Genomic DNA, 13,171 nt, shown 5'->3' with positions numbered 1-13,171 from the left:
CCCGTGCCGCGCGCCAGCACTGAAGTCCTCGACCTTCCCGTCGGTGTCCGCCCCGAGCCGGACGAACTGATCCGGGCCGCCATGGAGTGGCACTTCCACCCCGACACGGGTTCCCGGTTCTGGCTGGAACGGGCCGCGACCCTGCCCTTCGATCCCCGCCGCGACGTCCGCACCCACGAGGACCTCCGGCTCTTCCCCAACGTGGCGGCCGAGCTGCGCGACGTCCGCGCCGAGGACCTGGTGCCCCGCGGGTACGGCAAGACCCCCGACGTCGTGGGGGTGTTCGAGAGCGGCGGCACCACGGGAGCGCCCAAGCGGGTCGTCCTGCTCCGCGACTGGCTGGAGCGCATGCTGCACTGGAGCGACGCCAACCTCGACGCCCACGGTTTTCCCCGCGGCGCCGACTGGCTCGGTCTCGTCCCGACCGGCCCGCACATCGTGGGCGAGTACTTCCGCGGGTCCGCGGCCACCCACGGGCGCCACGGCTTCACGGTCGACCTCGACCCCCGCTGGGTGAAGAAGCTGCTCGCGAGCGGGCGGGGAGCCGACGCCGGCGCCTACGCCGAACACCTCGTCGACCAGGCCGGCACGGTGCTCCGCACCCAGGACGTCGGCGTCCTCACCATCACTCCCCCGCTGCTGGAACGCCTGGCGCGCCGGGACGACCTCGCCGAACTGGTCAACGAGAAGATCCGGGCCATCCGCTGGGGAGGCACCCAACTGGATCCCGATTCACGCCACTTGTACAAGACCGAGGTGTTCCCCGAGACGGCCCTGTGCGGCAACTACGGCAGCACCATGATCCTCGGCTTCGCGGGCGAGCGCCCGGACCTCCCCGAGGACTCCGGCTGCGTCTTCGACGCGTACGACCCGTACGTGACGTTCTCCGTCGTCGATCCGGACACGCTCACACCGGTCCCGTACGGCGAGCGCGGCCGCGTCCTGGTCCACCACGTCAGCAAGTCCTTCCTCCTGCCCAACAACCTGGAGCGGGACACCGCGGTCAGGACCGCGCCGCTGCCCGGTCACACCGGTGACGCGGTGGCGGACATCGCTCCGGTCGAGACCTTCGAGGACGAGGCCGTGATCGAGGGGGTCTACTGATGACCGGGACCCGCACCGGACCGGTGCGGCTCGACGCACTGGGGGCGCGGGGCGCCTTCAGGGCCCGCAACCGCATCGCCGTGCACGACGTCGCGGGCCGGGAGGCCGCCGAACTGAGCCTGGTTCCCTCCCTGTTCGTCGAGCGCACGATGAAGTCCCTGCGCCGCGCGTCCAGTCCGGCGCCGGACGACCGGATCGCCATGATCGGCCGCGCCGCCGAGCTGTTCGCGACCGCGGCGCCGGACGGCCGACCGGTCGAGGAGTACGAGTACCTGGTCAGCCGGGTCGGCGGGATCCCGATCACCGAGGTGCGGGCCACCACCCGGGCGATCGCTGACCGGCTGAAGAAGGTCCGCTCCAGCGTGGAGCACGCCAGGCCGACCGGGTCGGTGGCGCGCTGGGACGATCCGTCGACCCGCACCGGGCGTGCGGTGTGGGCGCGGCGCGGAAGCGTCTTCGCCGTGCACGCGGCCGGCAACCATCCCGGCCCGCACAGCCTCTGGCCGGAGGCACTGGCGATGGGCTACCGCGTGGCGGTCCGGCCGTCCCGGCGCGAACCCTTCACCCCGCACCGGCTGGTCTCGGCGCTGCGCGGCGCCGGTTTCGGCGACGACCAGGTGGCGCTGCTGCCGACCGACCACGCCACGGCGGACGCCGTGCTGCGCGGCGCCGATCTGAGCCTGGTCTACGGGGGCGAGGACGTGGTGCGCAGGTACGCCACGAGCGCGTCGGTCCTTCCGCAGGGGCCGGGCCGCTCCAAGATCCTGCTGACCGGTGAGGTGGACTGGCGGGACCACCTCGACACGATCGTCGACTCGGTGAGCGGCCACGGCGGCACCGGTTGCGTCAACACCACCGCCGTCTTCGTGGAGGGCGATCCGACCCCGCTCTGCCGGGCGCTTGCCGAACGCCTCTCCGCCCTGCCCAGCCTGCCGCCGGAGGATCCCCGGGCGGTCTGTCCCGTGCAGCCGCTCGCCGCGGCCAAGGCCCTGGAGGGGTTCCTCGCGCGCAAGGCGGCGGGCGCCGAACCCTGGCTGGGCGGCGACGGCATCGCCGACGAGCTGGGCGACGGCAGCGCGGTGCTCCGGCCCGCCGTCCACCAGCTCGACCGGCCCGACGCGGCGCAGGCCTCCGTCGAACTGCCCTTTCCGTGCGTGTGGGTCGCCCCGTGGACGCGCGAAGCGGGCCTCGCGCCCCTGCGGAACAGCCTCGTCCTGACGGCGATGACGCACGACGACCGGCTCGTCGACCGGCTGTTGGACGAACCGTCGATCAGTAACGTGTACGTGGGAGACCACCGAACGTACTGGATGGAGTCCGGCATGCCCCACGACGGCTACCTCGCCGAGTTCCTGATGCGCTGCAAGTCGGTGATCAGGGGCTGACCGCCCTCCCGGCGCAGGACGCCGCCACCGCCGAGGGGGGATCCTTCCTCCTCGGCGTTCCGGGCAGCCGGGCTCCGACCACGACCGAGCCGAGCACCGATGTGCGCGGGCGTCGCCACCGGCGTTCGGCGCGCCCCGCCACATGGTGCGTGAAGGATGGTGTGCGCATGCTCAACGACCTCGATCGCGCTCTGATCCACGCGCTGCACATCGACGGCCGTGCCTCTTTCACGCACATGGCGAACGTGCTGGCCGTGTCCCCGCAGACGGTCTCCCGCCGCTACGAACGGCTGCGGGAGCAGGCCGCGCTCCGGGTCGTCGGCCTGCCCGACCCCCATCTGACCGGCCACGAACAGTGGCTGCTCCGTCTGACGGCGGCCCCCGAGACGGCACTCGACCTCGCCCGCGCCCTGGTCCGGCGCGAGGACACGTCGTGGGTCTATCTGACCGGGGGCGGCACCGAGATCGTCGCGGTGCTCGAAACGCCCCTGGGCACGGCGCACGGCCACACCCTGCTCCTCCACGAGCTCCCGCCCAGTGTCGGGCTCACCGCCGTGTCCGCGCACCAGCTGCTGCACGCCTACATCGGCTGGCGCACCCCGTGGCGCATGAGCGCCAACGCCCTCACCACGCGGCAGCAACGCCTGCTGAGGGGCGCGAGACCCGTGGGGGGCACCGGGTCACCGCCGCAGGCGGAACACCGGCGGGTGCGGCTCTCGCCCGCCGACCACGCCCTGATGGACGCCCTGCGGAGGGACGGCCGCACCAGTGTCGGTGACCTGTCGGCCATCACGGGCTGGTCGTCGGCGACGGTGTCGCGCCGACTGGACGGCCTGCGCGAATGCGGGGCCGTCTTCTTCGACGTCGAGTTGGACCCCGCGCTCCTGGGCGGCAGCACCCGGGTCCTGCTGTGGATGGCGGTCGCTCCGGCGCACCTCGACGAGGTGGCCACGACGCTGGCCGACCACGACGAGCTCGCGTTCGTGGCCCATACGACAGGACCGACCAACCTCGTGGCGCACGCCCTGTGCGAGGACACCGCGGCTCTGTACCACTACCTCACCCACGGTCTGGGCGGGGTGAAGGCGATCCGCACCCTGGAGACCGCCCCCGTCCTGCGGACCCTCAAGGCGGTGGGCACGATCACCTCCGGCCCGCCCTCGTACCCCCGCTGAGGTCAGTGTCCCGTCGGCGCGGACACCCCGTGCGGGCGCAGGACCATGAGCGAGCCCTCCACGGTGGCCACCATGGCGAAGGGGAACCGGTCGAGTTCGAGGCAGAGCGCGACGTCATCGGGGTGCGAGCCTTCGCGCACGCCTTCCGTCAGCTCGGCGGCGGCGCTCGACTCGGCGGCGCGGCGGAGGTAGTCGGCGGCGTCCGTCGCGTCCCCCGCGGCCCTGCGGGCGATGTACTGGGCGCAGGCCAGGTCTTCCTCGGCCTTCCCGTCCTCGCCCGTGACCACGAACGTGACGCCGTCGTTCCCGTGCTCCCGGAGGAGCAGCGCCGTAGCCTCCGCCACCGCGAAACTGGCGCACAGCACCAGCCGCGCGTCCTTGACCGCGAGGGCGCCGACCGTGCCCGCCGTGGTCTTCTGCACGACGGTCCGGCCGCCCAGGTCGACGGAGCGCAGCAGGGCGGGCGAGTTGACGGCGTCGAACCCCGGCGCGGGCGGGCCGTCCTTGAGCGCCGCCCAGTCCGGGTGGCGCTCCTTCAGCTCCAGCACCTCCTCCAGCGACTCGGCGAGAACGATCTTCTCCGCCCCTTGGGCGAAGGCCCAGGCGGCCACGGTGAAAGCGCGCATGACGTCGACCACGACCGCCACGGGCGGGGTCTCGACCAGTTCGGGTATTCCGAGGAAACGGGTGTCCATCCGGCCATGATCACGTGTGTCGACCCCGGTCACCAGGCATTTTCGCCGTGCCGCTTCGCGGGGCGCCGCTCCCGGCCGGAACCCGGCTCCCGCTTGACCTTGACACGGTGACAAGGTCTTCACTGCTCGCCGAGGAGGTGGTCCGATGACGATCACTAGGCAGGACACACATGCGGACCGGGCGCTCCAGGGGCTGGCGGACGACCGTTCGTCCGTGCGGCTGCGGGCCGCTCTGGACCTCGGTACGGAGCCCGACCCGCGGTTCGTGGACAAGCTGATCGAGCGGTGTGCGGTGGAGCCGGAGTTCTTCGTCCGCGACATGCTGACCTGGGCGCTCACCCGTCACCCGGTGTCCATGACGCTGCCCGCGCTGCTGCGTGAGGTCCGTTCGGAGCGTGCGCAGGCGCGGAGCCAGGCACTGCACACGCTGTCCAAGATCAAAGACGGGCGGGCCTGGCCCGCGATCACCCGGGCGGTGCTGTGCGACGCGGACGACGAGGTGGCGCGCAGTGCCTGGCGGGCGGCGGTCCTGCTCGTGCCGGAGGGCCGGGAGTCCGCGCTGGCCGTGGTGCTGGCCACGCAGCTGGGGCGCGGTGAGCGCCGGACGCAGTTGAGCCTCAGCCGGGCGCTGGTCGCGCTGGGGGACGTCGTCGTGCCCGTTCTACGGGCTCCCGCGGCGAGCCCCGACCCGGGCGTGCGGGCGCACGCGCTCGCCACGCGGCGGCTGCTGCGCGACCCGGACACCGGGTTCGAGTTCGCGATCGAGGAGGCGAAGCGCATCGTGGCCCTCGGCGGTGCCGGCGAGTCGGGTGCGTCCGGCGAGTCCGGCGAGCTCGATGAGGTCGGTGGGGCTGATGAGGCCGGTCAAGGGGGTGCGGGGGATGATGAGGTGTGTTGATCGGTGAGGTGGCTCGACGGTCCGGGGTCAGCGCCCGCATGCTGCGGCATTACGAATCGCTGGGGCTGGTGCGGCCTTCGGGCCGTTCGGGCTCCGGCTACCGGGAGTACTCCGCCGCGGACATCCGGCGGATCTTCCACATCGAGAGCCTGCGGTCGCTGGGGCTGTCGCTGCGGGAGATCGGGCGTGCGCTCGACGACCCCGGCTTCGCGCCGTCGGCGCTCGTCGGCGACCTCGTCCGTCAGACGCGCGAACGCATCGCGGCGGAGACCGAGTTGCTGACGCGGCTGCGCCGGATCGACGCCGCCGGACCCGCCGACTGGGAGGACGTCCTCCAGGTCGTCGCGCTCCTGCAGGCGCTGGGGTCCAAGAGCGCGGACGCGCGCCAGCGCGCGGCGCTCTCTTCGGTCGACGAGGTGCCGGTGCCGGTGGAGGCCCTGGTCGAGGCGGCGTTGGCCGAGGCGGACCCGAACGTCGCCGGGGCCCTTCGGTGGGCGCTGGCCCGGTCGGGCGGTGAGGGCCCCGCGCTCCTGGCGAAGGGACTGGACTCGTCGGTTGCCGCCGTGCGGCAGCGCGCCGTCCTGTCCCTCGCCGAATTGCCCGGTGACGAGGCGGCCGGGCGGTTGCGGGACGCACTCGCGCATCCGGACGCGGTGGTGCGCAGGTACGCGGCCCTTGCACTGGGCGCCCGTGGGGCGACCGACGCGGTGCCGGTGCTCATCGACGTCGTCGTGGCGGGGCGGAACGACACCGACGCGGCCGATGTGCTGAGCGTGCTGGCGGGCGACACCGCGACGGCCGAACGGATCGCGACCGGGCTGGTCGCCCGCCTGGCCGACGACGGCACGGACGCGGCGGCGCGCGGACGGCTCACCCAGGCGCTGGCGGGCATCCCGGGCGAGGCGGCCGCCCGCGCCCTCGTGGAGCTGTCGCACGACGAGGACCGTGCGGTCGCCCTGACCGCGACGTACCTCCTTCGGCTGCGCGACGCGCGGTGAGGCACGCGGCGGGCGCCCGGGACCATCGCCCCGGACGCACCGCGCGTGGCGCGCCGGTCGGGCCGCAGGTCCGTCAGACCATGATGAGCAGGCGGGTCTTCGGCTTGAGCTTCCTGTTCACCGAACGGCTCTGGACGTACACCTCCAGCTCGGGGTTGTTGCCCGCCTTCACGGAGACGGTGCCCCGGACGTCCGCACCGAACAGGAGGCTGCGCGCCGCGTCGCCCGTGTAGGCGCGGTCGGTGGCCTTCTCCACCACGACGACTTCCTTGTCCGGCTGCACCTGGGCCCGTGCGCCCAACTGGTAGTAGCACGCGCCCCGTTCGTACGTCACTCCCGGATGCGAGTCGACGAAGGAACGGATTTCGATCTCCCGGTCCACCTTGAGGAGCCGGTATTTGTCGACCGGAATCGGATCCAGGTTCGCCCGCACTTCGTCGACCGATACGTCCTGGCCGACGGCGAACAGGTTCTTCGTGCCGCGCACGCCCTTTTCCCGCCCCCGGAGAAAGCTGGTGGCGGCCGCCCGTACGGTACCGATCGCTTCCTCCACGCCCTTTTGGGAATCGGCGTCCCAGATGGCGATGTTCCCCGCCGGGAATCCGTAGTTCTGGGCGGTCCGCTTGGCCAGCGAGTTCGGGACGAGGATCGCCGACGTCCAGTGGCCCGGAAGGCCGCCCATCTTCTCGGTGATCCTTTCGAGCCAGGGCCCGAGGATCGCCATGTCCCCGTCGTGCCGCCGGTCGCCGCCCGAGGCGTTCTCCTCCCCGTCGGTCACCACGATCTGCAGGAAGCTGTGCTCGCCGTACTCCTCCCAGATGTGTCCGAGGTCGTCCAGGGACTTCAGGGATGCCTCTATGAGGGCCGTCGCTCCGTTGTTCACCTGGTACAGGCCGCGCATCGACGGAAGGTGTTTCACGTCCATGTCCCAGACCAGGTTCTCCACCTTGTGGTCGAAGGAGTAGAGGCTGATTCGGGTTTCGTGGCCGAGGCTGTCGGATTCGGCCTTCAGACCCGCCACGAACTCGTCCACCACACGAATGAGTTGGCTCTGGTGGGGACGCATCGAACCCGAGCAGTCCACTACCAGTGCGACGTGGTTCACCTTGTGCTGAATCTTCTTTGCGGGCACGCCTCTGATCCCCCTCCGGTGTTCCCGAGTGATGTTTTCACTCTAGGGCGAGGCACTGACAACGACCGGTGGCCCGGAGTCGTCCGGCGGAAAGTCCAGCGGCGTTCACTCCGCGTTCCCCTGGCCGGGTGAGGGTGACGTGCCCGGCCCCATGCGGGGCCCGCATGTTTCTGTTCGGCATTTGAAAGGAACCCTCTGGTGGAGCGCAGGTCCCTGTTCACGGCCACGGCAGGCGCCGTCGCCCTCGGCTCCCTCGCCGCGGCACCCGCCGAGGCCCGTCCTTCCGGTGGAGGTGCGCCCGTGACCTCGTTCAACGTCATCAGCGACATCCAGGGGGACCTCGCCGACCTGACCGTCGCGCTCAAGGACATCAGGGCCACCAACCCCCACGGGTCGGGGCTCGCGGTCGCGGGCGACATCACGCCGCGCGGCTACGACTTCGAGTACGCCGAGGTGCACAAGGTGATGGAGCGCGGCCCGCGGCCGCGCGAGGTCGCCTGGGCGATCGGCAACCACGAGTTCTACGTGCCCAAGTGGGCGGACCCGAAGACCCTCGCCCAGTCCACCTGGCCCAACGGCACGACCGAGGACTCCCTGTTCCGCAGCTTCTACCGCTTCGCGAAGCGCGGGAAGGTCTACACGGAGACGACGTTCGGCGGCGTTCCCGTGCTGAGCATCGGCACCGAGCGCTACATGCACTACCACGACCCGAAGCTCTGGGACGAGGTGTGGCTCAGCGACGAGCAGCTGACCTGGATCGAGAGCCGTCTGCGGTACTGGGCGCGGCGCCGCAGGCCGGTCATGGTGATCACGCACCACCCCCTGCCCAACACCGTCTCCGGCACCCGCAACAAGCTGTACCTCAACGACTACCTCCAGGCCGACCGGCTGCTCGGGATCCTCGGCAGGCACCGCGACGTGTTCCTGTTCAGCGGGCACACCCACTGGGACCTGGCCCTGTCCGACTGGTACGTGCGCCGGGTGGTCCCCGGAACGGCCAACCTCGACGGGTTCTCGGTCGTCAACACCGGCGCGGTGCAGACCGGTTACACGGACAACGGCCAGGGCGGCGAGTCGTCCGTGGACGGGGCCTTCAACCAGGGGCTCCAGGTCGAGGTGCACCGCGACCGCGTCGTCGTCAGGGCCCGCGACTTCGCGTCCGGCAGGTGGCTGAAGCAGATCAGCGTGCCGCTGGCCACGCACATGTGAGCCGAGCGGGCGGGCGCGGCCGTCTCCAGGGCGCCGCACCCGCCCGGCGCCGGTTCACCCCGCCTCGCCGCCCGGCCCCGTTGCCCCGCCTTCCCGCCCCGCCTCGCCGCCCGGCCCCGTCATCCGGCCTTGTCCGCGCGGAAGGCGCGCCGGTAGGCGGCGGGGGTGGTGCGCAGCGCCTCGTGGAAGCGGCGGCGCAGGTTGACCGCCGACGAGAGGCCGACCCGGTGCGCGATGGTCTCCACGGGCAGGTCCGTCTCCTCCAGCAGCGCCCGCGTGGCGGCGATCCGCCGGTCCAGCAGCCAGCGCCCCGGGCTGATGCCCAGTTGCTCGGTGAAGCGGCGGGTCAGCGTGCGGGGCGAGACCTGTGCGCGCAGCGCCATCTCGGTGACGCTGACCGGCTGGTCGAGGCGCGCGGCCAGCCAGTCCAGGAGCGGCGCCAGCGAGTCGGCGACCGGTCCCGACGTGGGCAGTTCGGCGTACTGCAGCTGGCAGCCCTCGCGGTGCGGCGGCATCACCATCTGCCGGGCGACCCGCATCGCGTACGCGGATCCCTGGTCGGCGCTCACCAGGTGCAGGCACAGGTCCACGCCCGCGGCCGCCCCCGCGCTGGTGGCGACGTCGCCGTGGTCCACGTAGAGCACCGCGGGATCGACCTCGACCAGTGGGTGTCCGGCGGCCAGTTCGGCGGCCCTGGCCCAGTGGGTGGCGGCCCTCCGGCCGTCCAGCAGTCCGGCCGCGGCGAGCACGAACGCGCCCGTGCAGAGGCCGACGACGCGCGCGCCGCGCCGGTGCGCCCCGGCGACCGCGTCGATGACGGCCCGGGACACCTCGACGTCGACGCCACCGGCCGCACCGGACGGCCCTTCGGGGACGGCCGTTCCCGGCCAGCCGGGGACCAGCACGGTGTCCGCGCGCTCCAGCGCCTCCAGCCCCGCCGTGACCAGCATGTCGTAGCCGGCCCCGGTCCGCACCGTGCCGGGGTGCTCGGTGCAGACCTCGAACGCGTAGCGGGCGGGGACGTCCGGACCGTGGTCGCCGAACACCTCGGTGGCACAGGCGAGCGGGAAGTTCGACTGCGGGGGTCGCAACAGGGCCACGACCCGGTGCGGTTCAGGGGCCTGCGGCAGAGGACGGAGCGTCATGGCGGGAAAGTACCCCATCATGTCGTTCGAGACACTGGGACGACCGATTGGTCTAGTCCAGCATCGACGGGGTGACCACCGCGCAGACATCAGACGGGGCCGCCCAGCCGGCCCGTACCGCCCAGACCCCGCCCGACGTCGCGGCGGCCCTTCGGCCGCACGACCGGCCGCCGCTGTGGGACCGGCGCTTCACGCTCTACTTCGCCGCCCGCGCGGTCTCGCTGCTCGGGGACGCGATGATGCCCGTCGCCGCCGCGCTCGCGGTCGGCGCGCTGTACGGGGTGTCCGGCGTCGGTCTCGTGCTCGGCGTCTGGACCGGGACGTTCGTCCTCCTGGTCCTGTTCGGCGGCGTGTTCGCCGACCGGTTCGGCGCGCGCCGGATGATGGTCGGCGCGGACCTCGCCCGGGTGCTCACCCAGGGCGTGCTGGCCGCCGCCTTCTTCGCCGGGCCGCCGCCGCTGTGGCTGCTGGTCACCATGGCGGCACTGGCCGGTGCGGCCGTCGCGATGTTCCTGCCGGGGGCGAACGGGATGGTCCCGCTGGTCGCCCGCGAGGCGCAGCGCGCCAACGCCACGCTCAAGGTCGCCGACGCGCTCGCCCATCTGCTCGGCCCCGCCCTGGCGGGGCTGCTGATCGCGCTGGTGGGCGCCGGAACCGTGTACGCGATCGACGCGGGCACCTTCCTGCTCAGCGCGCTGTGCCTGGCGCTCATCCGCCTCGACCCGGTCGGCAGGACCTCCCGGGGCGCCGACACCGGCGCGCACGGCGGCGGTTCCCTCCGGAGGGATCTGCGCCAGGGCTGGCTGGAGTTCCGGGCGCGCACCTGGATGTGGTCGGTGATCCTGATCTGGGTGGTCTTCGGCGTGCTGGTCTTCGGGCCCCTGGTGCCGCTCAGTTCGGCACTGATCGGGGACCGGCTCGGCGCCGACGCCTACGGCCTCGCGGTCTCCCTCCTCGGCGCCGGGACGGTGCTCGGCGGCCTGTTGGCGCTGCGGCTGCGACCGGCCCGCCCGTTGGCCGCCGGTGCGGTGGCGATGATCCTGTACACCGTGCTGCCGTTGTGCGTGGCGCTGGGCACCGACCTGCCGCTGCTGTTGTCGGGGCACGTGCTCGGCGGCGGCGCGCTGGCGTTCTGGTCGGTGATGTGGGCGACCAGCGTGCAGACCCACACCCCGCCCGCCGTGCTCAACCGGGTCAGCGCGTACGAGTTGGCCGGTTCCGTCTCCGGGATCGCGCTCGGCCAGATACTGGCGGGCCCGGCCACCGCACTGGCCTCGCCGGAGCGGCTGCTGCTGGTGTCGGCGGGCGCGTGCGTGGTGGGCTGCGCGGCGCTGCTCGGGACCCCGGCGATCCGCACCCTGCGGCGCGCTGCCGCGTCGGGCGGCGCGGGCGAGGGGCAGGCGGCCCCCGGGTCAGCGTCGCCCCGGCAGGGCACGGGGCCGGACGGCACGGCTGCCTGACCAGGCCCCGAGGACGGCGGTGGCGACCGCTGCCAGACCGGCCGCCTCCGCGTCCTCGGCGATCTCGTCCAGGGCGACGTGACCGGGTTTGCCCACTCCCGGGGTGAGGATCCAGACGAACCCCTCGTCGGTCAAGTACTCGGCGACGTATCCGAGTTCGTCCACGAGGTCGCCGTCGCCCGCCCGCCACCACAGCAGGACGGCGTCGACGGCCAGGTCCGTCTCCCCGTCCACCGTCCCGCCGCCGATCGCCTCCTCGACATCGGCGCGGATGTCGTCGTCGGTGTCGTCGTCCTGTCCCAGCTCCTGGACCACCAGGGGTTCCGTGATGCCCAACGTCCGTGCATAGCGCCGCACTTCACCGGAGCTCATCGTCGCGACCGCCCCACAGGGCCGCGGCGGCGGCCGGCCTCGGGCCGTCGGCACGGAGGGTGTCGCGGGAGGTCGGGGAAGGTCGGCGGTGTCGTCATCCGCCCAGTGTGGTCGACACGGCCCCGCCGCTCCATCCCTGTCCGTCCCCTCCGGGCCCGGCACGCGCTCTTCGGCGCTCGGCCGGGCCGACGGGGCGTCAGCCCGCGCCCGCCGCGCGACGCTCGGACCGGAAGCGGTGAACGGCCCGTCCCGCGCCCAGCGCGGCCGCGCACCAGACGACGGTCTCGGCGACGACGATCGTGGTGGTCATCGTCACGTGGGGGCGGGGCGGCATCACGACCATCTGCGCCGCCGCGCCCACCGGCACCACCAGCGCGGCGAGCAGACCGGGCAGCCCCGGCCGTCGGGCCGCGGCGCCCACCGCGCCCAGGGCCGAGCCGAACAGCACGGCCGCCGTCGACCACACCACCAGTTCCAGCCGGAACAGCGACAGCGGCTCCCCGAGTGCGAAGGCGTCCGTCACGTAGTACGCCACGGAGGCCGCGACCAGCGACAACACCCCCGCAAGGGCGCCCCGGGCCCACGTCCCCGCCAGCCAGCCCAGCGCCACCGCCAGCGCGGCCCAGGCCCACCCGGCGTCCATCAGCAGGCTGAGCACCTTGCTGCCCTTGCCCCAGACCGTGCCGACCAGCGGTTCACCGAGCCCGGTGTACGGCGAGGAGAGCGCGTTGACGAGCGAGGTGACCGCCCCGAAGCCCGCCCCGACCGCGAGGGCCCCCATCGTGATCTTCACATCGGGAGGATAGCCCGGGGCCCACCGCCGCCCACCGGGCGGCTGGTCAGGTGGCCGGTCAGGCGCGGCAGCGCAGCATCACCAGCGGCGGGTTCGCGAGGAGGTCCGCCCAGAAGTCCGCCCCGAACTCCCGGACACCGGCCTCGGACACCTGGAGCGGCACCCACTCCACCTCGCCGAACCCCGCCGCCCGCAGGCACTCCTCGTACACCTCGCGGCGCGGGACGGTCCCGACGATGCTGATCGGCCGCGGGTCGAGGAGGGCCGTGACCCGGACCCTCGGGCCCGCCTCGGCCTCCTCGCCCGTCGGCTCGCAGCGGAAGCCGTACTTGTCCAGGGTCTCCAGGTCGAAGCGGTAGTCGGGCCGTTGGGCGAACACGAAGAACTCCCCGCCCGGCGTCAGGCTCCGGTGGACGTTGCGGCACATCCGCTCCAACTCCGCTATGTCCTGCGCGTAGTTGAGGCACTGCACTCCGAGTGCGACGTCGAAGCGACGCTCCAGGGGACGCAGTTCGGCCACGTCGCCGACCTCGTAGCGCACGCCCAGCGGGTCGCGCGCGTCGATGTCGCGCGCGGCGGCGATCATCTCGGTGGAGATGTCGACGCCGAGCACTTCGGCGGCGCCGCGCCGCTTGCACTCCCTGCTGTAGAAGCCGGTGCCGCACGCCAGGTCGAGCACCGACCTGCCGCTCACGTCCCCGACCATGGCCAGGAAGCTCGGCACCTCCCCGTAGCGGATCAGGGGGAGGGACTTGAACCCCTCGAACGCCTCGCCGATCCCGTCGTACTGCTGCACGCCCACGTG

13 protein-coding genes are annotated in these 13,171 nt (G+C 72.8%); 7 read left to right on the top strand and 6 right to left on the bottom strand.

Translation table 11 applies throughout. The features are described from left to right. The first annotated feature begins 3 nt into the window (after nt 1-3). The 3 genes from ACIBNE_RS05060 to ACIBNE_RS05050 all read left to right on the top strand — a co-directional run bounded on the left by ACIBNE_RS05060 (nt 4) and on the right by ACIBNE_RS05050 (nt 3,664). Nucleotides 4-1,104 carry a phenazine antibiotic biosynthesis protein gene (locus ACIBNE_RS05060; protein ID WP_399269615.1) on the top strand — a complete coding sequence of 367 codons (1,101 nt, stop codon included), beginning with the start codon at nt 4-6 and terminating at the stop codon, nt 1,102-1,104. Further along, a complete protein-coding gene (locus tag ACIBNE_RS05055) occupies nt 1,104-2,489 on the top strand; it encodes an aldehyde dehydrogenase family protein (protein WP_399269613.1) in 1,386 nt (461 codons plus the stop codon). The genes ACIBNE_RS05060 and ACIBNE_RS05055 overlap by 1 nt, the downstream gene beginning before the upstream one ends. A 167-nt stretch (nt 2,490-2,656) precedes the next feature. Beyond that, nucleotides 2,657-3,664: an Lrp/AsnC family transcriptional regulator gene (locus tag ACIBNE_RS05050; protein WP_399269611.1), complete on the top strand. Its 1,008-nt coding sequence runs from the start codon at nt 2,657-2,659 to the stop codon at nt 3,662-3,664. Nucleotides 3,665-3,666: 2 nt separating this feature from the next. Here ACIBNE_RS05050 and ACIBNE_RS05045 read toward each other — a convergent pair whose 3' ends face one another. After that, on the bottom strand, nt 3,667-4,359 hold the full coding sequence (locus tag ACIBNE_RS05045; protein ID WP_399269609.1) for a 2-phosphosulfolactate phosphatase: 693 nt from the start codon (nt 4,357-4,359) through the stop codon (nt 3,667-3,669). A gap of 145 nt (nt 4,360-4,504) precedes the next feature. On the opposite strand from ACIBNE_RS05045, the gene ACIBNE_RS05040 reads away from it, so the two are divergent. After that, on the top strand, nt 4,505-5,257 hold the full coding sequence (locus ACIBNE_RS05040; RefSeq protein ID WP_399269607.1) for a HEAT repeat domain-containing protein: 753 nt from the start codon (nt 4,505-4,507) through the stop codon (nt 5,255-5,257). After that, the gene (locus tag ACIBNE_RS05035; RefSeq protein ID WP_399269605.1) at nt 5,251-6,255 is read left to right on the top strand and encodes a MerR family transcriptional regulator; all 1,005 of its coding nucleotides are present in this window, start codon (nt 5,251-5,253) and stop codon (nt 6,253-6,255) included. Before ACIBNE_RS05040 ends, ACIBNE_RS05035 begins: the two co-directional genes overlap by 7 nt. A gap of 73 nt (nt 6,256-6,328) precedes the next feature. On the opposite strand, the gene ACIBNE_RS05030 is transcribed toward ACIBNE_RS05035, so the two are convergent. Beyond that, on the bottom strand, nt 6,329-7,387 hold the full coding sequence (locus ACIBNE_RS05030; RefSeq protein ID WP_399269603.1) for a VWA domain-containing protein: 1,059 nt from the start codon (nt 7,385-7,387) through the stop codon (nt 6,329-6,331). A gap of 198 nt (nt 7,388-7,585) precedes the next feature. Here ACIBNE_RS05030 and ACIBNE_RS05025 point away from each other — a divergent pair, with 198 nt between their 5' ends. After that, nucleotides 7,586-8,596: a metallophosphoesterase family protein gene (locus ACIBNE_RS05025; protein ID WP_399269601.1), complete on the top strand. Its 1,011-nt coding sequence runs from the start codon at nt 7,586-7,588 to the stop codon at nt 8,594-8,596. Nucleotides 8,597-8,715: 119 nt separating this feature from the next. Here ACIBNE_RS05025 and ACIBNE_RS05020 read toward each other — a convergent pair whose 3' ends face one another. Then, nucleotides 8,716-9,741 (bottom strand): GlxA family transcriptional regulator, encoded by a 1,026-nt coding sequence (locus ACIBNE_RS05020; RefSeq protein ID WP_399269598.1) that lies wholly within the window; start codon nt 9,739-9,741, stop codon nt 8,716-8,718. A gap of 71 nt (nt 9,742-9,812) precedes the next feature. Between ACIBNE_RS05020 and ACIBNE_RS05015 the strand changes: the two genes are divergently transcribed. After that, complete coding sequence (locus tag ACIBNE_RS05015) at nt 9,813-11,201, top strand: MFS transporter (protein WP_399269596.1); 1,389 nt, start codon at nt 9,813-9,815, stop codon at nt 11,199-11,201. Here the strand turns inward: ACIBNE_RS05015 and ACIBNE_RS05010 are convergent. The 3 genes from ACIBNE_RS05010 to ACIBNE_RS05000 all read right to left on the bottom strand — a co-directional run bounded on the left by ACIBNE_RS05010 (nt 11,154) and on the right by ACIBNE_RS05000 (nt 13,168). Further along, a complete protein-coding gene (locus ACIBNE_RS05010; protein WP_399269594.1) occupies nt 11,154-11,537 on the bottom strand; it encodes a DUF3052 family protein in 384 nt (127 codons plus the stop codon). The two genes, ACIBNE_RS05015 and ACIBNE_RS05010, sit on opposite strands and share 48 nt — an antisense overlap. A gap of 232 nt (nt 11,538-11,769) precedes the next feature. Further along, nucleotides 11,770-12,366, bottom strand: coding sequence for a hypothetical protein (locus ACIBNE_RS05005; RefSeq protein WP_399269592.1), 597 nt, complete (start codon nt 12,364-12,366; stop codon nt 11,770-11,772). Nucleotides 12,367-12,424: 58 nt separating this feature from the next. Further along, entirely contained in the window at nt 12,425-13,168 is a 744-nt protein-coding gene (locus tag ACIBNE_RS05000; protein WP_399269590.1) for a class I SAM-dependent methyltransferase, read from the bottom strand. Nucleotides 13,169-13,171: the final 3 nt, after the last annotated feature.

Origin of the sequence: Streptomyces sp. NPDC050504, assembly GCF_044458065.1 — a bacterium.
Classification (GTDB): domain Bacteria; phylum Actinomycetota; class Actinomycetes; order Streptomycetales; family Streptomycetaceae; genus Streptomyces.
This window is presented reverse-complemented; position numbering and strand designations above follow the sequence as displayed.